Consider the following 23,085-nt stretch of genomic DNA (forward strand, 5'->3'; position numbering starts at 1 on the left):
TGTCAGACTGAGTTGGGGGTGCTTTTTTATTTGTCGTTATCAAGGTTTAAAGTTCTAACTGTCATTAACTCAAATCTCAATGATGAAACGGAAGTGGTTTTCTTGGAATCTCAGATTAGTATTGGTCCGATTAGTCAGCTGGTAAAAATTCTATCAAAAACAAAGGGAGTTCTTCATAAATGCGAGATTTACAAGACTTAAATCCGAATCCATTATCAAAAAAAGATTACTTTATCGTGAGTTCAATGTTGTTTGGGCTATTTTTTGGAGCCGGTAACTTGATTTTCCCAATTCATTTAGGGCAATTGGCCGGTTCACATTGGGTGTTGGCAACGGTTGGCTTTTTGGTAACCGCGGTGTTACTACCGTTACTATCAGTGTTAGCTGTTAGTGTTACCCGTTCCGAAGGGGTTTACGATATTGGTAAACCACTTGGGCCGGTTTTCGCGCTTGCTTTCATGGTTCTTATCCATGCAACGATTGGCCCTTTGTTTGGGACACCCCGAACTGCAACGGTACCATTTACCGTGGGGATTCAACCTATGATTCCTGCTTCGTGGGCACATGTCGGATTGCTATTATTCTCAGCAGTATTCTTTGGACTGGCATTTCTGATTTCATTTAGGGAGTCCAACATTATGACCAGTGTTGGGAAGGTTCTTAATCCGGTATTCTTATTGCTATTATTCAGCGTTTTCCTGTTGGCCTTTTTAAATCCAATGGGTCACGCAGCTGGTCAAGCGACAACCGCTGCTTATAAACATGCCTCTTTCTTTAACGGTTTTCTGCAAGGATACAACACCATGGATGCACTTGCTGGTTTGGCATTTGGGGTGACTGTCGTGACTGCTGTTCGTCAACTCGGTAAAACCAAACCCAGCAGTAATGCGAAAGTAACGGCTAAAGCAGGTCTGTTCGCGACATCAGCAATTGGGTTCATCTACGTGGTTCTAATCTGGATCGGTGCAACAACGTTATCGACTTATCGCCCCTCGGTTGATGGTGGCGTTGCCTTCAATCAATTGGTGACTTATTATCTTGGTGGTTTTGGCCACGCACTATTAGCAACCTTGATTACAGTAACTTGTTTGACGACCGCCGTTGGCTTGGTTGCCGCCTTTGCTCAAGATTTTCACAAACATTTTTCTAAAGTCAGTTATCGCACGTGGTTGGGTTTTATGTGTTGTGCTTCATTTGTGACTGCCAACTTTGGTCTTGATCAGATCATCTTATGGTCAACACCAATGCTTATGTTTCTATATCCATTCGCAATGGTTTTAATCCTTTTGTCAGTCTTTTCACCATTGTTCCATCGTGATCCGGTTGTTTATGGATTTGTCGTTGGTTTTACAACGGTTCCGGCACTGCTTGATATGGTCTCTGCATTTCCTCCCGTTGTTAGTCAAAGTGCATTTGGCCAAGCCTTAACTGCCTTCCAGCATAGCGTCTTACCATTTGCCAACTTAGGAATGGATTGGGTAGTGCCAGCGGCTGCCGGTGCGGTTCTCGGTTTGGGTTTGCATTTCCTGAAACCGGTATTTGGCAGAGCACGACAAACAACTTCTGAACATGATTAGATCGCTTCTTACTTGTAAAACAGGTTAGCGAAATTAGTATAGATTTAAACGACATATCATTACTTTCCTCCTAAAACACATAAATAAAGAGACTAACGGGCTTTTTGACAATAACCTGTTAGTCTCTTTTACTGTTTTTGAGTGATTAATTAGAATTGGGTAAAGGCACCAACTTCACTTAATGCTTGAATAAAGCCGGGTACGGTATCAGTCCGATTCCAATCACGTTGTAATTCACAAGCTAATTGTGGAATCGTGATTAAATGTGCGCCGGCCTGCTCAACTCGACGAAGCGCTGTCTCATGAGAAATGGTGGATGTTCCACCCACGGCATCGACAACCGGATAAACATCGTAGCCTTCCGCAATGGCATCAATTGTTGGGAAGGTTAAACAAGCTTCGGTCCATAGCGCAAGAATAATAATTTTCTTTCGTTTTGTGGCCTTGATTGCCGCGTTATATTCCTTATCTTCCCATGCATTGATTGATGAACGATCATATGAAGGAACATCACCAATTTCCTTTTGTAACGAAGGAATGGTTGGTGAATTTCTTGAAGTATGGGCATTAACAGTTGAAAGAATAATTGGAATTTTATACAGATTAGCAATCTTAGCTACCAATTCTGCATTTTTAATTAAATCAGCGTGTCGCATTGAGCCAATCGAATTGATTTGGACTGGTTGGTAGTCAATAATTGTTAAAACTGAATTGTCGGGTGATAATAAGCGGTCCTCTGGGCCTCTTTTTTCAAAACTTGCCATATTCATAAGCCTCCCTAGAAATTTAAATATCTGAATTCGTTTTCATAATACATCAGAAAGCGACATGCGACTATTATTTGCACTCCCAGAATGACAGTTCTGTGACTTTACGATTAAAAACATTAAACTTTTCATTTTAGCTTGTTTTGGAAACGCATTAGGATACACAATAAGAATAGTTGTTTTAGGTTTAATTCATCATTGGTAAATACATACAAGCCGATAACAGAGAGGGGTATTTTTCTAATGGATACGGTAACGACCCGTTCAACTAGGAAGACACGAAAAATTCCAATATTTTTACTATATACAATTTGTTTTGGCATTATTTGTTTATTAACCTACTCGTTACCCTGGTTAGCGGGCCGGACGTTAATTTGGAATGTGGATGGCATCGCCCAACATTTTCCGATTTTGGCGCAATTTCAACGAATTTTACAAGGAACGGCTCATCAGTCGCTATTTGGCTGGTCATGGAACTTAGGGGCCGGCGCTGACCAGTTGACGACATTTGCCTTCTATATTGTTGGTGACCCGTTTAGCTATTTGATTGCACTATTTCCTGCCAGCCAACTTGAGCTCGGGTATCAAGTTTTAATTCTTGTCCGACTTTATTTCGTTGGTCTATCATTTCTTGCTTGGGCAAATCAGCGGTCCTTTAGTCGTCACAGTAAATTAATCGGGACGTTGATTTATACGTTTGCGGGGTATAACTTCTATGTTTCAATGCACCACCCGTTTTTCCTACTGCCAATGATTATTTTCCCATTACTCGCGATGGGGATCGAAAAAGTCCTTCATGGACAAAATTGGTTACCGTTAGCCATTGCGGTTGGCCTAGCGTTAATTAGCAACTTTTATTTTGCGTATATGCTGGCATTAGGGACATTGGTTTATTTACTAACCCGATACTTTCATTTGCGGGCGATCATTCTGGATCATTTACCACCACTTAGGATTCTATATTGTCTTGGTCAGGCAATTGTGACCGGTTTATTAATGGCTGGGGTAGTCTTATTTCCAACCTTATTAGCCGTTTTTCAATCAACCAGAATTGCTTACCACGCGAAGTTTGCGAATGGTTTGCTGTTATATCCGCCTAAATACTATTTATCCATACCAAATCAATTAATCACCAGCACGACAATTAAAGATTATTGGCTTGTGTTGAACTTCTGTGGGGTTGTGTTTCTGGCAGCGATCTTTGTGTTGCGGCATTTTAAACAATACCGAGCCTTAGCGACTATTATTGTATTAACATTCGTTGCGATCTTATTGCCACAAGTCAGTGCAGCCGCAAATGCACTTTCGACACCATCAAATCGTTGGTTATTTTTAACGGTGCTACCACTTAGTCTGGCTGTGATGATCTTTGTTGATCAGTTACCTCATTTAACCAGTAGTGATTTACGGTGGCTGATTGGGGCAACATCGGTTTTGATTGTTTTAGTTTTTGTAAGTAAAGGATTCACACTTAAGATTCCCCAAAATGATTTGATTGCATATGGCTTTTTAATCGCTTTTCTACTGTTAATTGCTTGCCAAAAGTCGTTGAACCTTTCGGCTAAAGGTGTGGCACTTGTGTTAACTGGTTTGGTATTAGTTAACATTATTAGTAATGGTCAGGGATGGCTCAGTCCAAATAACAGTCGAAATCTGGATTCCGAATTAGGGACTGGAACAGCATCGAAATGGGCAAAAAATTACTATGATGGTGCTGAAAAGGGATTGCCTAAGAATGAAGGATTTTATCGGACAACCACGATGACCAATTTTTATCCTCGCCGAACGGCTGGCAACAATATTCCAATGATTTTGGGAACTCATGATTTGGGCGATTATTATTCAATTCAGAACGGTTATCTTTATAAATTCAGCCGGTCACTTGGAAATGCTCAAGCGGTTGTTAATTCCGTGGTTGGTGAGGGTGATAGTCGGACAACGTTGTTAAATTTGCTGGGCGTTCGTTATATGTTTGCAAAAACGGATATTGTTAAACGACCACAAGCAATTCCATATGGGTTTCACTTTGTCAGAAATCCTAATGGGTCAATTACGGATTTTCCAGAATTGCCAGTTCCTGGATTAAGTAATCACTCTGGAACGGTTTTGTTAAAATCTGATTTTGCGTTGCCGTTAGTTTATATGCAAAAGCATGTCATTTCAGCAACTGATTATCATGAAATGGATGTGCTGCAGCGGGAACAGTCCCTTTTACAGGGAGCCCAGGTAGAAAAGCCGGTTTCAGGTATTTCGCGCACTCAGCCTAATCCCAAAACAGACTCGGTTTCTTATACAACCCGTCTGTTTGATCAGCATCTTGTTGATAATCCGGTTAAAGCAGTCATGGCTAGATTGCGGAAATCTCCGAATGCCAGATACCGGGATACGGCTAAGAAGTATCAAACTACGTTACCAGCAAACAAGGTGGCAATTTGGGAAAAGGCAACCGGCCTTAATCCAAATGGCAAACCGCTAAATAAGATCATTTCTCAAAATAGGGCAGTGATTTCCCGGAATATTAAGGAAAATCGGTCAGGGTTGCATTTAATGGATAATGACGCTCAAGGCCGACACCTGTCATATCAATTGAGGATTAATCACCCGCAACGTTATCGTAACAGTGAACTGTATCTGGTTATTGATGGCATTTCAGAGACTCGTCATTCAATGATGGATCGATTAAACACTTTAAGAGCTGATTCTATTGTAACGGGGACCCCGGTTTCGAAATTACAAAAAATTGATCGACTTAGAACAGCTGCCCAAGTACCTGATTTAGGCGGCTTCAGTGTTTCCGTCCGACTCGCCAATAATTTAGCGAAATTCCGACAATTACCAATGAATAATTTGTCGGATTATGAAGACCGGCAGCACGTGGTCCTAAATCTCGGCTATTCAAAGCGGCCCCAACAGTCAATGGTCGTTCGATTCGCTGGGGTTAAACAATTACGTTTCAAGCGTTTGAAATTGGTTGCAGTTCCATTTAACAAAAACTATGATCGTCAGGTTCGCAAACTTCAACGAACTGGTCTGCAATCCCAAAGAGTAACTAATGATGCCGTTACTGGTTACACACGGTTTAACAGTCAACCGCAGGTGATGGCAACTTCAATTCCGTACTCACCCGGTTGGCAGTTAAAAGTGGACGATCATCCAATTAAAACTTTTAAAGTTAACCAAGGATTTATTGGCGCTAGAATCCCAGCTGGAAGGCATTATATTCAGTTGAAGTATGCGACCCCAGGATTTAAATTAGGTATTATTTTGACAATGATTGGTATTGTCTGGTTTGGGGCTTTCTCAATTGGTTCTGGAATTCAGTTCCTTTATCGAAAGTGGCATTAATGGCTTAAAACCCGGTTGGCAATTGAGAGTTTAAGAATTAGCCGAGTGAGCGTCATTATTGAACTTATCAGAACACATCTTCTTGAAAATTGAACGCATAATGACTAGCATATTAATTGAATGCAAAAGATAAAGTGGTGAGGCTTAGGAATAATGAAGAGACTAATTGAATTGATAATGATCGGATTTGTGGTGATGATATCAATGGTGGTAGCAGATACTCAAGTGAGTGCTTCTGCGGTTAACAATTACATTGCAAGTCATAACATTACAAATGTTTCGATCACTAAGCAGATTTGGGGAGGGTTTCCAAAGTATAAGTATCGTCATGGTAAAGGCAAGCCTGAGGGAGTCGTGGTCCATGAAACAGGCAATTCTAATTCAACTATTTTTGACGAGATCGCTTATATGAAGAAGAATTATCGGAACGCTTTTGTCCACACCTTTATTGATGATGATCACATTATTAATATTGCCAACACCGATTATCTTTGTTGGGGCGTTGGTTATCCGGGTAATGCGCGTTTCGTTCAATTTGAACAGGTTCAGATGCACAGTAAGTCCAGCTTTGCTCATGAAGTTGAAAATGCAGCTTACTACACGGCATATATTTTGAATAAATACAATCTTAAGCCAAATGATGCCGCGTATGATGGTAAAGGGACGGTCTGGTCACATAACTCAGTTGCCAAACATTTGGGCGGCTCCGACCACACTGATCCGGTTGGGTATTATAGCCGAACTAGTAAGAAGTATTTTCATCATAAGTATACGATGAAACAGTTTTATCATTTGGTTTTAACAAATTATCACAATTTAAGCTAAAGTAAAAAAGTTGTTTGTAAAAGTCATGATTACTATTTACAAACAACTTTTTTTATATTATGATCATTAAGTGTAATCGTTACTATTTAATAGGAAGAGGTAGAGTTATGTTACATAAGTTGTTTAGATTCAAAACAGTTTTGCTGGCAGGATTGTTGGTCATGCTGGCAGTAGTTGGTGCGGGTTGTTCACAAAGCTCGTCACCAAGCAATGGTAAGATTAAAATCACGGCCACCACTGATTTTTATGGTGAGGTTGCCAAGGCCGTTGCCGGAAATAAGGGAACGGTTAATTCAGTAATTACCAATCCGAATGTTGATCCTCATGATTATGAGCCAACAACCAAAGTAGCCAAGGACGTGGTTGGTTCAAAAGTTGTTCTTGCCAACGGAATTGGTTACGATGGCTGGATGGATAAATTAGTCAAGAATACCAAGAACGTTGATTACATTAAAGTTGGTAACGACTTAATGGGGAAACAGAATGGTGATAATCCACATCTTTGGTATAATCCAAAGACAATGCCAAAAGTTGCCAATACCATTGCAACTAAGCTTGGTAAGATTCAGCCAAAGAACAAGCAATATTTCAAGAATAATGCGAAGAAGTACATTAATTCACTCAAGCCAGTTAATACGAAGATTGCGCAATTAAAGAAAGTTGCTGCAACAAGCAAAAATAAGGATGTTTATACGAGTGAACCGGTTTTCGATTATGCGTTAGAGGCAATCGGCTTTAAAGTTGGCAATCCTCAATTTGAAAATGATACTGAAAAGGGTGTTGATCCATCACCACAAACGATCAAGACGATGCAAAATGGAATTAAGTCACATAAAATTGCCTTCTTCGTTTATAACTCACAGGTTGACGATAAAACCGTTAATAATCTAGTTGCACTTGCTCATAAGAGTAATGTTCCTGTTTTGAAAGTTACTGAAACGTTACCATCTGGCAAAAATTACAAGTCATGGATGGTCAGTCAATATAGTAGTTTGCTACAGATCTTGGAGAAGTAATGATTTGAGTTAGTTGTTAATAAGTTTACAAATCAAAAACGGGAAGTTCAAACAAAGATAATCTTTGTCTGGGCTTCCCGTTTTTTTGGAGTCGTTTTAGTGAACAGGTTTTAGTTGAATCGCTTCTTTGAGTAATCGTTCAAGAATTGCTGCAAAAGTGGCTAAGATATATGGAACTGCCACGATGGCACTCATCATCAGAACCATCCCAGGTGCCTGTTCGATAATGGCAACGCGATAGATAAATGGTAAGAGAAACATATAGCAAACACCCATCCCAAAGACGGCTTTTTTAACTTTAATAATCGCGTTAAGTGCCGTGGTTGAGAAAGCAGTGTGATGATCGATAAGATTCAAAATGCGATAAGCGTTTATCGAAGCAAAGTAGAAGAGAATGGCTGATGCGTAAAGACCTGCTATAAAAAGTGATTGTTCAAGGAAGTAATGTGGATAGATTATTTTGAGCTTTTCAAATAAATCAGGGAATCCCAAAGTGCAAAGTAGTAGAACCATTAACCCAAGGACAATCAATATGAGCTTTAAGAATAGAGTTAGAAATTTCATTGTTAAATCCCTCCTCAATTGGACCAAGCGTATCATTGCCCACTTGGTTAATCAATCAAGGGTGCTCAATCAAGGCGAACTTTAAGCAAAACTGAAAATTATTACAAAACATTGACAGGGTGGCTGAGATTGTCATGTGAATTTAACTAAAGTAGTTAGATTGGTGAGGCAGAAGAATTTATCAATATCATTCTAATTTCGGAATAGTCGGGTTTTATGGTATATTGCTATTATATTTGTCATTATCGTTATTTTTGAAAATGGATTAGCAGGAGTGAATAAATAAATGAAAAGATCAAAAAAGATAGTCGCAGCGTTAATTGCTCTGACTGCTGGCGGCTTTCTCGCCATTAGCAGTACAAGTGTTTTGGCAAGTCAGCCCAAGACCGACATGGTTGATTTGTCAGCTTGGCAGGGTGCGATTAGTAACCTTGGTTACCAAAATATGAAGAATTCAGGCGTTAAAGCAATTACGATAAAAGCAACGGAAGGCACGTTTTATAAGAATCCACTGCTTGGGCAACAAACAGATACGGCGGTTCAGTCAGGGATGAGCATTAATTTTTATCACTTTGCTAATTTTACGACTAAGGCACAGGCGAAGAAAGAAGCCAAGTACTTTGTTAAAGCAGTTGAGTCAGTAACGAACCAGAAGAATGTGGTGATGGTTATTGATTTTGAAGCATCAAAATTGGCTAAGCTGCCCATTGCGACTAATAATCGAAATGTGAAAGCCTTCAATAAAGTCGTTAAAGCTGCCGGATATTCGAAAACCGATCTTTATACGAACGCAAACTGGGTTGACAGTTATATTAGCATGACTTCTAAAAATAAGGGGTGGCTGGCGTCATACCCAACTAATCCAACTGGGGTGAGATATGCCGCAGCAAATGCCTGGCAGTGGTCAAGCAGTTATAAATTTGGTGGTAAGACGAGCAGCCTTGATGTCAGCCAGATGAATAATGACTACTATACTTAACTCATAAAAGCAAGTGGACGTTTCTTCATAACGTTTCGATTTTTCATGATCATTAGCCGTCAAACAGTAAGCAACTGATGATTGAATGGATTTTAACGATAAACACCCCCGATACCTTAGCGTTTTGATGAGGTATCGGGGGTGTTTATTTAATTGGAATTATGCTTAGTGACAACCAAAACTATGAGTTATCAAGAACGTGGCCTGAAAGACAACTTTCGTCCTACTATCTATTTATTGAGATAACCACGCCAGATCCAGCCACCGTGATTACCAGTCGTGCTCTTAACGTGGTAGTAAATGGCATATTTGCCAGTATTCTTTTTGTATAATTTTTGGTGTGCATCTGTGACCCAAGTAACATTTGGTAGATCAGCGTTATAACCGTAGCGAGTTCCCAGGTGTTTTGAATAACGGGCACCAGCAGTTGTTTTATAGTAATGACTGTTCATCCCTCGTCGCCAAACCAGTTTGACGGAATTTGATCGGGCTGCTGAGTATTGACTACCTGAGGATTTAGATGGTCCAGGAACCATCACAACATTACCAGGTTGCTTACTGGAGCTGGAGGAAGGCGTTGAACTTGATGATGAACTGATTGAAGAACTCGAAGAACTTGAACTGGTAGTGTCTGTTGAGCTCCCTGTTGTTGATCCGGTACTTGCAGCCGTCGAGTTAAGATAATAATCGTTATTTAATTGACTGACATCAAGGTTTTGATTAATCGATGGGAATCGATAATCAGAAGCCCATTGCCAAGCATTGGCGTTGGGATATTTGGAACCGCTTGGTGCAGCCGGGTAGTCAGCAATCCAGCCTGCATTAGCTGAGTTGGTGTCGATTACCTTGCCAACCCAGCTGGCCATGGTATATAAATCAGTCTTGTTATAACCAGCTTGATTCAGTGCGGAATCAAAGGCAGCTAAATTAGCATCATTGTTTGCCTTGCCAAGGGATCCTAATTCGGAGGATTCAAAGTCGGCAACCATGACAACGTCCTTTGATGATGTCACGGACTGGACGGCGTTTACAAAGTTTTGGGCTTCGCTGGTTGCGGCTGACGGACTTGTAAAATGAACAAAATGGTAAAAATTAATACTTAAACCGGCTTGTTGCGCATATTGAACTTGTTGGCTGAGGTCGGGATTAATGTATCCTTGACCCTCAGAGGCTTTGATGGTGACAGCTTTAACACCATTAGCAGCTAATGTTTGGTAGTCAGCGGCAGTTAAATTTCCCTGCCAGCTGGATACATCAACCATGTTGGTTTGCGGTAATGTGCTCGATGGGTAAAGTGCGGCATTGGCTGTCGTCGATGTGCCCATTAAGATACCACCAGCAATTAGGCCAAGAACTGCCAGCCCGTATTTTCGGTATTTCTTCATGATTATATTGCCCCCATATCACATTTATCGTTCATCGTGATAGTAACATGAATGGCGCCTTTGCAAAAGGCTTTTAACTTGGTTTTAACTTAATGAAGATCAATTGAAAACCGGTGGTAAATAATTGGTAATATTGGCTGGAAAATGTCATTAAAACTAAATCTTACGAGCTTGACAGGATCAATTTTGTGATGCATTTACTCTGGAATATCGCCATTTTCAGGAATATAGTCAATCGAATCGGCAATTCGTTTTGGAATTGGAATTTGTGGGTCAACGTGAGGATTGTTTAAATGAATCAGGTTGTATGATTTGCGATACTCAGTCGGTGATAGGCCGGTTGAACTCTTAAATCGACGCATAAAGACTTTCGGATCGTTGAAATACGAGCTGTCAGCAACCTGTTTAATTGGCATTTCAGTTCGGATCAGCAGCAGCGTTGCCACTTCTATTTTGACGTGGTTGAGGTACTGCAGAGTGGTCATCCCAGTATATTGTTTAAATAGCCGCGTTAGATAATCTGGATTAAGGTGGACCCGGTTGGCAATTTCAGCTACGGTCAGGGTACTGGACATGTTGGCTCGAATCCATTCTTTCATATAATTAATCCGGGTGCTGTCTTCATTTGAATCGGGTCGATTAAAGTATGACTTATAGAGCTGAATTAAAAGGGCAGATACCAAATAGTCGCGTTCCTCAATAAATGAAAGTTCGTTATGGATCGATAAGATCTGATGAATTAGGATTGTGGCCTCTTCATAATCGGTTAACTTAAAATACATAGGAAGAAAGATTTTGTGCTTGGCGGTTTTGTTTGCCCGAACTTCAGAAGTCATCGTTGCTTCGTCGGATTCAAAAGCGTCTTCCTTGTGTTGTGAGAAGAAGTGAAGCCAGTAAAAATCAACGTCATTCTCTGAGTCCTGATAACCATAAAATGTTGTAAATGGTGGGACAATTAAGACTTCGTGGGGCTTTAACGTAAAGCGTTGATCGTTAATTTGTAAATAAATCGGTCCCTTAATACATAAAATGAGTTCGTAATCGCCCTTATGGTACATGCGACGATGCTTCCACGGACCATGCGCGATGAATTCACCACCTTTGTAATAAAGAAGTGTTTTTGCAATTGTAAACGTTGAAAATAACATTTTTTAGAGCCTCCAATCTTATGTCGGAAATGATCACCAAACCTACACAAATTAAGAAAAACACAAACATCGGAAATCATCACCAAATGTTCAAAATGTATGAGTAACGGGCGTCTTAGCGGTCTGTTCAAGGATTAATTTATATTAACTAGTCGGATAAAATCACCTCTTGTGCTATTATAGACCTTTTTTATTTACTTGGAAACGCTTACTATAATAACCGTAATATGAATCATATCTTTTAACTCAAATCAACGAGAGGGTGATTGTTTTAAAAGCCAGTGTGACTGGTTGACACTGGTAACCAGATTCAAGCGTCAGCTATTTTTTATCATCTTTATGTAAGCGTTTAAATTATTCTATATGGAGGCTAGTATCATGAGTTCAAACTCAAATCACGTAGATGCAAATACAGCATCTGCCCAAGCATTATTGGCAAGCGACACGTTGCCATGGCACAGAAAGATTACCTATGGGTTTACGGATATGTCCGGGAACCTGCTGTACTGTATTATTAGTAGTTACATGCTTTACTTCTTCACCAACGTTTTTGGTCTCTCAGTTGGAACTGCCGGTGTCTTACTGTTAATCGGCCGGATCTTTGATGCCATTGGTGCACCGGTCATGGGGATCCTGGTTGACCACACCCACAGTAAATATGGTAAGAGTCGTCCTTGGTTCCTGTGGATGTCATTACCATTTGCCATCTTCGTTTGGCTACTGTTTACCACCCCTGCTTTGAGCGGAACGGCTAAAGTTCTGTATGCCGGTGTGATGTACATTTTAGCCGACTTATCATATACGGCAATGTCAACACCAATTACTTCAGTATTGCCAAACTTGACATCTGACACTGACGGCCGGATGCAAGCCAACTCAATTCGTTTAGTTCTTGGGAATGTTGGTAACTTCTTCGCTGTAACTTTCATCATTCCATTCGCCGGTGTTTTAGGCAATGGAAACGAACAACGCGGTTGGTCGTTAGCCGTTGGGGTTTACTCAATCGTTGCCTTTATTCTTTTGATCGTAGCCTTCTTGGATATGCGTGAAAAGAACATCGAAAACGAAAAAGTAATTAGTATTAAGGAAAGTTTGAAAGCCACAAAGGGTAACTGGCCTTGGGTCTTGATCGTTGTTGCCAACCTTGCTTACTGGACAGCATTTATTGTTCGTAACTCATCAATGCCTTACTACTTCCAGTACAATATGGGCAGCAAATCATTAATTTCATTCTTTAACGGTTTCACAATTATCCAGGTTATTGGGATGGCATCTGTTCCATTCTTCGTTAAATTTATGCACAAGTGGGGCACAACCGTCTTCTTCCTGGCAATGACCATGGTTGGTCAAGCTTGGATGGGCTTTGCCGGTTCAAACACGACTTCAGCATTAATTGCTTGGTGTGTGGCATGTATCGGTTCCGGCTCTGCCTGCACGATGTTCTTCGCCATGGTTGGTGACACCGTTGACTTCGGTGAATGGAAGACCGGTGTTCGTGCTAACGGGTTCTTAACGGCGATTGGTGCTTCATTCTGTATCCAAATGGGTTCAGGATTCGGTTCATTTATCGCTTCAATGATTCTGAGTGCCTTCGGTTTCAACGCTGCTCACGCCACTCAATCTGCTGGTAGTCTTTCAGGAATCAGCTTCACCTTTGTCTGGGTTCCAGTCATCATTTACGCAATCAGCTTGATCTTGATGATTGTTTACCGTAAGTGGGAAAATCATGAACCAGTTGTTAAAGCTGATCTTGCAGAACGGAATGCGAAAGCGGAAGCTGCTGCAGCCAACAACTAATCGATTTGTTAATTAAAAACAGTTTAAGTGATATCTTAGGAGGACGACACATTTATGCAAGTTAAAACGACACCCAAATTAGATAAGGTGGAAGTTACTTCAGATTTTTGGAAACGTTATCGTGAACTCGTTGTTAAGGAAGTCTTACCATATCAATGGAAAGTGATGAACGACGAAGCCGATATTTCAATTGCTGAAGATCCGCAAAACAACGGCCAAGACAAAAATAGTCACGCTGTTGCCAATTTGAAGATTGCTGCCGGCGAAATGAAGGGCCATCACTATGGGTTCCCATTCCAAGACACTGATGTGTACAAGTGGTTGGAGGCCGCCGCATATTCATTCGGTTACCATCCCAATCCAGATTTGAAGGAAATTACCGATAATTTGGTTGACTTGATCGCCAAGGCGCAAGACGACGACGGTTATTTATCGACTTACTTCCAAATTGATGCTCCGGAACGTAAATTCAAACGATTACAGCAATCTCACGAATTATATACAATGGGTCACTACATTGAAGCTGGTGTTGCTTATTACAATGCTACCGGTAATGAAAAAGCCTTGGACATTGCTAAACGCATGGCTGACTGTATCGACAAGCATTTTGGCCTTGAAGAAGGTAAAATTCCTGGATACGATGGTCACCCTGAAATTGAATTGGCATTGTCACGACTCTATGAAGTTACCAATGACGAGAAGTATCTTGATTTAGCGCATTACTTCTTAACCCAGCGTGGCCAAGATCCTGCCTTCTTTGAAAAGCAGATCAAAGCTGACGGTGACAGTACTGATCGTGATTTGATTCCCGGTATGCGTGATTTTCCTCGTGAATATTACTTAGCCGCAGAACCAATCAAGGATCAAAAGGTGCCTCATGGTCATGCTGTTCGAGTCGTTTATCTTTGCACCGGAATGGCTTACGTTGCCCGTTACACTGGCGATAAAGATTTATTAGCTGCCTGTGACCGCTTCTGGAACGATATTGTTAAACGTCAAATGTACATCACTGGTAACATTGGTCAAACCACTACTGGTGAAGCCTTTACCTACGACTATGACTTGCCCAATGATACGGATTACGGTGAGACTTGTGCCTCAGTCGGCATGTCATTCTTTGCTCGACAAATGTTGAATATTCATGCTAAGGGCGAGTACGCTGATGTTCTTGAAAAGGAACTCTTCAACGGCGCTTTAAGCGGGATGTCACTTGATGGTAAACACTTCTTCTATGTTAACCCGTTGGAAGCTGATCCAGCTGCCAGCAAGGGTAACCCAGGCAAGTCACATATCTTGACTCATCGGGCTGATTGGTTTGGTTGTGCATGCTGCCCTGCCAACCTGGCACGGTTGATCACTTCTGTTGACGAATACCTTTACACGGTTGACGAAGACACTATCCTGAGTCACCAATTCATTTCCAATAATGCTGAATTCGACAATGGGGTTAAGATTTCGCAAACTAACCACTTCCCATGGAGCGGTGATATTCATTACGAAATTGCCAATCCAAACAACGAATCAGTTAAATTGGGCATCCGAATTCCAAGTTGGTCAGTTAACAATTACGACGTTTCAGTTGATGGCAAGAAGGCTGATCCTGAACTTAAAGACGGCTTTGTTTACTTCGATGTTGATGGCAAATCATTAACCATTGATTTGACACTTGATATGAGTGTTAAGTTTATGAAAGCAAACAATCGAGTTAAGGCTGACTTTGGTAAGGTTGCCGTTCAACGGGGACCAGTTGTCTTCGCCGCTGAGCAAACTGATAATGAAGCCCCACTTTGGGACTACGAAGTCAATACCGACGCTAAACCAAGTTATCACTATGATGATAAATTATTAGACGGTGTTGGTGTTGTCAAAGTAGCTGCCAAGAAACAAGACCCTGACTCAACAGATGCCCCATTATACACGGAGGTAGCCTCTGAGGATGCAAAGGATGTGGACTTAACCTTAGTTCCGTACTATGCATGGGCTAACCGTGAAAATGGTCAAATGAGAGTTTGGTTGAATAAGTAATCTGATTGTCATATCAAATCATTAAGAAGGGGGGATGGGAGATTGAACGCGTCTTCCATTCCCCCTTTTTGTATCAGATGTTCAGTGTTAGAAGAAGGCAGGATTGGCATTTAAAAGTGACCATTCTAATCTTGTAAAGATGGTTACTGAGCTCGTTAGAAAGATCAAAGTAGTTGTTGATTGATCGGATTAATTTTGAGAGCTGCTGGAATTGTTTAGATTGTTAAACCAATGACGAAGCTTCTTCTTGAGTTTCAAAAAGGTTGAAACCTAATAACACCTCATGTTACACTATTAAAAAGTTATCAATCGAATAAGTAAACGCTATTTCTGACATGGCGTTTCGAAACCCCATTCGATCTTATTCGAGATAATATTTGAGCTTTGCAAAGTAGATGATGCTATTTTGCAAAGCTTTTTTATTTTGAAAACTAAGTTGTGTTTATTCAGAGACATTTTCACAAAAATCAGGAAAACAATTTCAACTGTAGATCTTTCTGATTAATGGTTATAGGGTGTCAAATGAGCTGGTATATCACATTTTCAGTTGACTTTCATAAATGAGGACACTATAATTTCTAGTTAAACGACTAATGAAAGCGGGATGAAAATACCTTGATTTAGTCAAAAATTATGAAAAAGAGGTTGATTGAATGGATGTCTTAACGACATATCAAGCATATTTAGCTGGTAACTGGCAAGACAGTGATTCTAAACGAACGATTGAAATTGTTTCGCCATGGCAGCATCAGCCAATTGGGCGAGTCCAAGCAGTTACCCAAGACGAAGTTGATCAAGCAATTCAGCAAGCTCAAAAAGCGCAACCTGCATGGGCCTCATTGTCACTTGGCGAGCGCGGCGCCTATTTAAACCGTTGGGCAGATCATTTAGATCAATCCGCCGATGATCTGGCAATCTCTGTAATGAATGAAGTTGGTAAAAACTATGATGACGCTAAGAAGGAAGTTCTTAGGACAGTTGATTTAATCAGATATACAGTTCAAGAGGCATTGCATATGCATGGTCAAAGTGTCCGTGGGGATGGCTTTCCCGGTGGCTCAAAAGAAAAATTGGGGATTGTTGAACGAGTCCCATTAGGCGTTGTTTTGGCAATTTCACCGTTTAATTACCCTGTGAATTTATCAGCATCTAAGATTGCACCAGCGCTGATGGCTGGTAACGCAGTGATTTTCAAACCAGCAACCCAGGGATCAATTAGTGGTATTAAAATGATTGAAACGCTTGATCAAGCTGGCCTTCCTAAGGGTTTGATTAGTTTATTAACTGGACATGGTTCAGAAATTGGGGACTATTTGATTGAACATCCGGGTATTAATATGGTTAGTTTCACTGGCAGTACCCAAACTGGAAAGCATCTTTCAGAAAAGTCAATTATGGTCCCAATGGTCTTGGAACTTGGTGGCAAGGATCCGGCCATTGTTTGCGAGGATGCCGATTTAGATGTAACGGCTAAAAATATTATTGGCGGTGCTTTTGCTTATTCAGGTCAGCGCTGTACGGCCGTGAAACGGGTATTGGTTAATGATCAGGTTGCTGATAAATTAGTTGAGAAACTTAAGTCAGGCGTTGAAGGTTTATCCGTTGGGAATCCAGACGAAGACAATACAATTGTCCCGTTGATTGATGATAAATCAGCGGACTTTGTTCAAAGGTTAATCGACGATGCATTGGGCAAGGGTGCAACACTTGTAACAGGAAATCATCGTCAGGAAAATTTATTGGCACCAATATTATTGGACCATGTCACCCAAGATATGGATGTTGCTTGGGTTGAGCCGTTTGGGCCGGTGCTACCTATTATCCGGGTTCATTCTGATGAGGAAGCGCTCCGAATTGCTAATAAATCGCAGTTCGGCTTGCAGGCTAGCGTGTTTACCAAAGATTTAGATGAGGCTTTGGAACTTGCAGGGAAGCTTCAAGTTGGAACTGTCCAAGTAAATGGTCGACCACAAAGAGGACCTGATAATTTTCCGTTTCTAGGGGTTAAGGCATCTGGAATGGGGACTCAAGGTGTTCATAATAGTATCTTATCGATGTCACGGGAAAAATTAACCGTTATGAATTTAAAGTAGGATTTTCCAGGACGATTGCTATTGGTAAGTAGGGTGAAATTGATTTATCATTGACTTTCCCTAAATAATTTGAATATGATTGTTGTTAGCTAGGCTCTGAAAATTAATCTAATATTGATTTTCAAAGCCTATTTTCATAAATAAACGGTTCCAAAACACCGTGATAACGCTTTATTAGGTTCTTTTAAAAAAATAGTTATTTAATCTTTCTTTCGCTTTCATTTTGGCTTACAATGTTTTTGATCTTTAAAGATATGTTGTGGGTGGATTGAACTGGGAGGATAAAAGGATGCAAAAGAAATCAGGAATGATGGCATTTTCACTATTAGCGTTGTCGTTATTGCCAATGTCAACTGGTGCAACGGCTGCAACAATTCCGGACTTGATGAAAACATTTCCAAGCATGACACAAGAAACGGCAGAATTAACCGTAACAATGCCATCTTTCACAATGGCTTTAGCGATTGTGATAAGTAGTTTTATGGTAAAACGCTGGGGAACAAAGAAACTTGTGCTTACCGGCACAGCTTTAACAGCGGTTGGTGCTCTGGCTTCAATGCTGGCACCAAATGTTTTGATTCTGCTTGCTGCCAGAGCCGTGATGGGAGCTGGGATCGGTCTATTTAACGCGCTTTGTATCAGTTTAATTGATCTACTATATACTGGGCAGCAACGTGAACGTTTACTAGGCTTTCAAAATACGTTTCAAGGACTGGGTGCCGCTGGTGGTGCATTGATTGTTGGCCTTATTTTAATGAATACGAGCTGGAAGATGGCATTTTCCTTCTATTTAATTAGCATTCCAATATTCCTTCTATATTTAATATTTGTTCCCGAGGTTCGGTATGATGCACCCGATGTTAAAGAAACAGTCTCCGTGAATGAGAAGGTGACAACGGCATCAAAAGTTCAATTTGGTTATTATTGGATTGTCTTATTTATTGTGATGGTGTTCTATATGACGGTTAATGTTAAGATTCCGAGTTATATTTTGAACAATCATTTTGGCCCATTAGCCGTTGGATCAAGCGCGGTGGTCATGATGTCGGTTGGAACGATTATTGGCGGTTTAATTTATGGTATTTTCTATGAAATTGCTAAAAAATATACATTGCTGTTGGCGATTGTGATCGAGGCTGTCAGCGTCTTTACAATTAGCGCCGCCGATTCATCGATTGCCTGTTTTGTGGGTGCCATTGGGGTTGGCTTTAGCTTCGGCCTATTTATTCCGTTTATCTTTTCCAAGGGACTTTCCTTTGTTCCTAAAAAGTATGGGAATGATGCCAGCACGATTTTAATGATTGCGACCAATTCGGCGAACTTCCTCTGCCCGTATGTTGGCAAATTAATTAATGTTGGTGGGACGGATCAAAGCTTGTTTATGGTTTCAGGCATTATTGCCTCGGTGGTTGCAATGATTGAACTAATTAAACTCTTGAGTGGGCACCGGATGGCTGCTTTACGGCAGGAAATATAGATATAAACCAAGAGATAAAAATCAAAATGGATGGATTAGATGATCAGCTGCTATCGACGAGATCAATCCACGATTATTTCAAAAAATCAGAGCGGGACAAAAGGCGCTTAACTTCCGGCCGTGTTTTTACTTGGTAATAATCGTGTTTACACTAACAGAGACTGGGCAAAATGACTATTGTCCCAGTCTCATCTTTTTTATTTTCCTAAAATTTTTACATGTGTTGTTATCAGATTGAAACCTTACAAACCGGTGCTTTTCTTTACTGAATTGATATTATCCCAATTAAATCACTAATTAAAATCATTAAAATAGTAAAACTGTGTTGAAATTTAGTAAAATAAGCAGTATTCTTTAATTGTTGAAGCGCTTACAAAAATAATCAAACGAGGTGAATTTTAATTGAAACGCAAATTATTTAACGAACAAATTAAAGATAATCCGTTGCGCAGTAAAGCTGATGTCAAAGCAGCTTTAACTGATATTTTGGCACCGGCAATGACTGTTCTGGCTCAACAGAAACAAAAGGGCCGCTTCCGAATGAGCGACAGTGGTGCGGTATATATTCAAGAAAAAACTGAAATTGAAGGATTCATGCGTCTTCTCTGGGGACTAGGCCCCTATTTTAGTGACAGGGAGCGTATTTATGAACATCCGGATTGGTATGAACTAACCACGGAAGGTATTTTAGCGGGAACTGACCCCGATTCGCCCGACTATTGGGGTGGCGAGTTAGGTGACTATGATCAACTATTTGTTGAAATGGGTGCCTTAACTGCCTTCTTATATGAAACCAAATCGACCTTCTGGGATCAAATGTCTACTGTTCAGCAGAAACGAATTGTGGATTGGATGGATCAGGTTAATCATAAGACAATTCCAAAAACAAACTGGCTATTTTTCCGAGCAATGGTTAATCAATTTATCACTGACTCAGGATATCACGATAATCAGAAGTTGATTGACGATGATTATGCCATCACAAATCCACAATATTTAGGCCATGGCTGGTCATATGATGGCTATGTTAACCAAATTGATAACTATATTCCATTTGCCTATCAGTTCTTTACAATTTTAACTGTTGGGTTGGCCAAAACAGATAACAAACAGGCCAAACTACTGAAAGAACGTGCTAAAGCATTCGTGCCAAGCTATGCCAACTGGTTCGCAAAGGATGGCGCAGCGCTTCCATTTGGACGCAGTTTGGATTATCGATTCGCCCAAGCAGCATTTTGGGCTGCCTATGCTTATGCGCACGTTGATCTACCGGATGGTTATACGCTAGGTGATATTAAACATCTATTGTTGCAGAATTTACGTTGGTGGTTCCGGCAGAATATTTTTCAAACCGATGGGCTGATTCCGATTGGGTATTCATATCCAAATATGAATTTTGCTGAAGGATACAATGGTCCGGCCTCTGCTTACTGGGCGTTAAAGACGTTTATTTTCTTCGCATTACCGGACGATGATCCATTTTGGACAACTAAGGAAAGCGATGACTTTAAGTTTGAGCCTTTGAAGAAGCAACCCGAACCCAGGATGTTAATTGCCCACAGCAAAACTGGTTTGGAGGTTCAATCATTTACAGCTGGGCAACACTCACATGAACATGCTCATGGTGAAGCAAAATATGAAAAGTATGTTTATTCAACGACGTTTGGTTTTAGCACGCCTAAAGGGTCGGTATTGCTGAAACAGGGGGCTTATGATAATACGTTAGCGGTTTCCGAAACGGAGAATTTCTGGCGGACAGCGTTCAAATATGAAGATTATGCGATTCATGATGATTATGTTTACAGTGATTGGAAGCCATGGGACGATGTTGAGATTAAAAACTTTGTTGTACCATCAATGCCTTGGCATGTTCGGGTTCATAAAATTGATACCAAGCGGACAGTTCATTTAGCAGAAGGCGGTTTTGCGGCGCCAGACTATGGGACGGACAATCAAAAAGAAATTTCGACCAATATTAATAATGCCATTTTTTACAGGACTGAGGTTGGGATTACCGGAATAATCGGGTTATCCAAGGAACTTAAAGCCGAATTATCGGTTCCTGAGCCTAACACGAATATTCTTTTTCCTAAAACAAAGATTCCTTTACAAACTGGTGTCCTAAAACCAGGCAAGTATACACTGGTTTCACTTTATTTAGGTGATCGCGAACTTGAAAGCCTTGATGAAAACGGGAACTTAATCATTCCGAAAATTCAATTAAATGGCAATCAGCTTTCAATTTCAATTAAAAATCATACCTCATCAATAATGCTAGCTGAATTTTAGAAGCGGTTTGGTAGTTGTAATGATTGGAAAATAAGTTTGTGTGAGACTCTTAATGAGTGCTAATCCTTTACCTAAGTATTTTTAAAGGGTTGGGACTCATTTTTTACATATGTTGGCGCTATTTGATTGATCCACTTTAATTATCGACATAGTTGTTTATTGCGATTAGTCCAAGTGTTACACTAAATTAGTATAGATTTAGGCACAATTTTAGCGAATAACCATTTCTAAAGTGGGAAGTTTTACCAAATGAATATTAATGGGTGATTAATGATGACAACAATTAAGGATGTAGCAAATGAAGCTGGTGTTTCGATTTCGACGGTTTCACGAATTTTAAACTTCGATGATACTTTGTCTGTGGGGGAAGATACGCGTCGGCGAGTACTTGAAGTGGCTGAAAAATTACAGTATAAGAAGCGAAATAAGCGCCAAGTTAAAACCGGTAAGCAAATTGCCATCGTTCAGTGGCATACAGATAAGGAAGAATTATCGGATCTCTATTATTTACAAATTGAATACGGTATTGAAAATAAAGCTGCTAGCTTGGGTGCCACTATTGAGCGGGTAACGTACGAATCAATCGATAAAAATCGAATTAAAAATTTCGACGGCATTATTGCGGTTGGAAAATTCGATAAGACTGAAGTAACAGAGCTAGCGTCCTATGGATTGCCAGTTATTTGTATTGGTGAAAACTATCTTCAATATGGGCTGGATTGTATTAGAAGTGATTTTGAATCACCAGTCAGGAAAATTGTTGACCGGTTTATTGAAAAGGGGATTAATGATATTGGCATGATTGCCGGTAAAGAATTAACGGTTACTGAGAAGCAGGGCGTTCGCGATCCACGAGTTGCGACTTTTAATCAGTACTTAAGCGAAAAGGGACTTTATAATAGCGATTTTGTCTTTCAGGGACCTTTTGGACCGGATTCAGGATTTGAATTAATGAATGAGGCAATTGGGAAGTTGGGTGATAAACTTCCCCATGGATTTATGATTGGTAGTGATTCGATGGCTGTGGGGGTCTTGCGTGCGTTGCAGCAGCACAACATTAAAGTCCCGGATCGCGTTAGTATCATCAGTTTTAATGACGTCGCAATTGCCAAATATACAAGTCCAGCTTTAACGACGGTTCATGTTCATACTGAACTAATGGGCGAACGAGCCATTGAAATGCTTTTACAACGGATCAAGAATCCTAAGAAAGTTCCAGAACTAACGATTATTGCCACTGAATTAGTTAATCGTGAGAGCAGCAAATAATTTATCTACTTTTAGTGAAAAGTCCGGTTTTCGAAAATCGCAAACCGGACTTTTTTATTGTGCCATTAATTAATTTTTAACTTGTTTATCTATTTTAGTAAAAGGAGACCATGTTAGTATAGTTTTTTGCAATTTAATTATTCCGAACGCTAGATATAATCAAAGATTGATTTTTCTTTAAAGAAGGTAAATCAGTTAACCTTGCGATTTAATAGTCGTTTCAAGAAATAAATTTACGAAAACTCATATATTAATTCGAATATTTTACTAAAATACTATTTACATTACTAAATGAAAGCGCTACAATCTGTTTGTAAGCGTTTAACATTTCTTTTCTATCTCTGTAATTTATTTTATCGAATGGAGTGATATATCATGTCTCAGAATAATGATTCCAAGGAACCGGTTAAGACAGTTGTTGGGGAAATTACTAACGCTAAAATAAAAGATTCACAACAACCAAAACTACCTTGGATGGTTTCGTCGGCTATGTTTTTAGCACCACTTTGCTGGTATGGGCCAATTGGTT

The 23,085-nt window shown here is 40.2% G+C and carries 15 protein-coding genes and 1 pseudogene; 12 read left to right on the plus strand and 4 right to left on the minus strand.

The window, feature by feature from the left end; translation table 11 throughout:
* The first annotated feature begins 179 nt into the window (after positions 1–179).
* Positions 180–1,577: a branched-chain amino acid transport system II carrier protein gene (brnQ, locus tag FC85_RS12430; RefSeq protein ID WP_057865856.1), complete on the plus strand. Its 1,398-nt coding sequence runs from the start codon at positions 180–182 to the stop codon at positions 1,575–1,577.
* Positions 1,578–1,726: 149 nt separating this feature from the next.
* Here brnQ and FC85_RS12435 read toward each other — a convergent pair whose 3' ends face one another.
* Positions 1,727–2,341, minus strand: a complete 615-nt coding sequence (locus tag FC85_RS12435; RefSeq protein WP_057865857.1) for a hydrolase — start codon at positions 2,339–2,341, stop codon at positions 1,727–1,729.
* Positions 2,342–2,587: 246 nt separating this feature from the next.
* Between FC85_RS12435 and FC85_RS12440 the strand changes: the two genes are divergently transcribed.
* From FC85_RS12440 to FC85_RS12450, 3 genes are all read left to right on the plus strand, one after another.
* Positions 2,588–5,689: a YfhO family protein gene (locus tag FC85_RS12440; RefSeq protein ID WP_057865858.1), complete on the plus strand. Its 3,102-nt coding sequence runs from the start codon at positions 2,588–2,590 to the stop codon at positions 5,687–5,689.
* A 177-nt stretch (positions 5,690–5,866) separates the two neighbouring features.
* Positions 5,867–6,514, plus strand: coding sequence for a peptidoglycan recognition protein family protein (locus tag FC85_RS12445; protein ID WP_057865879.1), 648 nt, complete (start codon positions 5,867–5,869; stop codon positions 6,512–6,514).
* A gap of 107 nt (positions 6,515–6,621) precedes the next feature.
* A complete protein-coding gene (locus FC85_RS12450) occupies positions 6,622–7,530 on the plus strand; it encodes a metal ABC transporter solute-binding protein (protein WP_057865859.1) in 909 nt (302 codons plus the stop codon).
* A gap of 96 nt (positions 7,531–7,626) precedes the next feature.
* Here the strand turns inward: FC85_RS12450 and FC85_RS12455 are convergent, their stop codons facing one another.
* Positions 7,627–8,094 (minus strand): DUF2975 domain-containing protein, encoded by a 468-nt coding sequence (locus tag FC85_RS12455; protein WP_057865860.1) that lies wholly within the window; start codon positions 8,092–8,094, stop codon positions 7,627–7,629.
* A gap of 286 nt (positions 8,095–8,380) precedes the next feature.
* Between FC85_RS12455 and FC85_RS12460 the strand changes: the two genes are divergently transcribed.
* Positions 8,381–9,073 (plus strand): GH25 family lysozyme, encoded by a 693-nt coding sequence (locus tag FC85_RS12460; RefSeq protein WP_057865861.1) that lies wholly within the window; start codon positions 8,381–8,383, stop codon positions 9,071–9,073.
* A gap of 230 nt (positions 9,074–9,303) precedes the next feature.
* Here the strand turns inward: FC85_RS12460 and FC85_RS12465 are convergent, their stop codons facing one another.
* Together FC85_RS12465 and FC85_RS12470 are read right to left on the minus strand one after the other, a co-directional pair.
* Positions 9,304–10,458, minus strand: a complete 1,155-nt coding sequence (locus FC85_RS12465) for a GH25 family lysozyme (protein ID WP_057865862.1) — start codon at positions 10,456–10,458, stop codon at positions 9,304–9,306.
* A 197-nt stretch (positions 10,459–10,655) separates the two neighbouring features.
* Positions 10,656–11,606, minus strand: a complete 951-nt coding sequence (locus tag FC85_RS12470; protein WP_057865863.1) for an AraC family transcriptional regulator — start codon at positions 11,604–11,606, stop codon at positions 10,656–10,658.
* Positions 11,607–11,984: 378 nt separating this feature from the next.
* On the opposite strand from FC85_RS12470, the gene FC85_RS12475 reads away from it, so the two are divergent.
* The 7 genes and pseudogenes from FC85_RS12475 to FC85_RS15755 form a co-directional block, all read left to right on the plus strand.
* On the plus strand, positions 11,985–13,403 hold the full coding sequence (locus FC85_RS12475; RefSeq protein ID WP_057865864.1) for an MFS transporter: 1,419 nt from the start codon (positions 11,985–11,987) through the stop codon (positions 13,401–13,403).
* 54 nt (positions 13,404–13,457) lie between these two features.
* Positions 13,458–15,428: a glycoside hydrolase family 127 protein gene (locus FC85_RS12480; RefSeq protein WP_057865865.1), complete on the plus strand. Its 1,971-nt coding sequence runs from the start codon at positions 13,458–13,460 to the stop codon at positions 15,426–15,428.
* A 653-nt stretch (positions 15,429–16,081) separates the two neighbouring features.
* A complete protein-coding gene (locus FC85_RS12485; RefSeq protein WP_057865866.1) occupies positions 16,082–17,521 on the plus strand; it encodes an NADP-dependent glyceraldehyde-3-phosphate dehydrogenase in 1,440 nt (479 codons plus the stop codon).
* Positions 17,522–17,810: 289 nt separating this feature from the next.
* On the plus strand, positions 17,811–18,998 hold the full coding sequence (locus FC85_RS12490; protein ID WP_057865867.1) for an MFS transporter: 1,188 nt from the start codon (positions 17,811–17,813) through the stop codon (positions 18,996–18,998).
* A gap of 402 nt (positions 18,999–19,400) precedes the next feature.
* Positions 19,401–21,287 (plus strand): DUF2264 domain-containing protein, encoded by a 1,887-nt coding sequence (locus FC85_RS12495; protein ID WP_057865868.1) that lies wholly within the window; start codon positions 19,401–19,403, stop codon positions 21,285–21,287.
* A 273-nt stretch (positions 21,288–21,560) separates the two neighbouring features.
* The gene (locus FC85_RS12500; protein ID WP_057865869.1) at positions 21,561–22,556 is read left to right on the plus strand and encodes a LacI family DNA-binding transcriptional regulator; all 996 of its coding nucleotides are present in this window, start codon (positions 21,561–21,563) and stop codon (positions 22,554–22,556) included.
* A gap of 375 nt (positions 22,557–22,931) precedes the next feature.
* A pseudogene (locus FC85_RS15755) lies at positions 22,932–23,085 on the plus strand (MFS transporter); the annotation flags it as partial.

Origin of the sequence: Lentilactobacillus diolivorans DSM 14421 (assembly GCF_001434255.1) — a bacterium.
Classification (GTDB): Bacteria; Bacillota; Bacilli; order Lactobacillales; family Lactobacillaceae; genus Lentilactobacillus; species Lentilactobacillus diolivorans.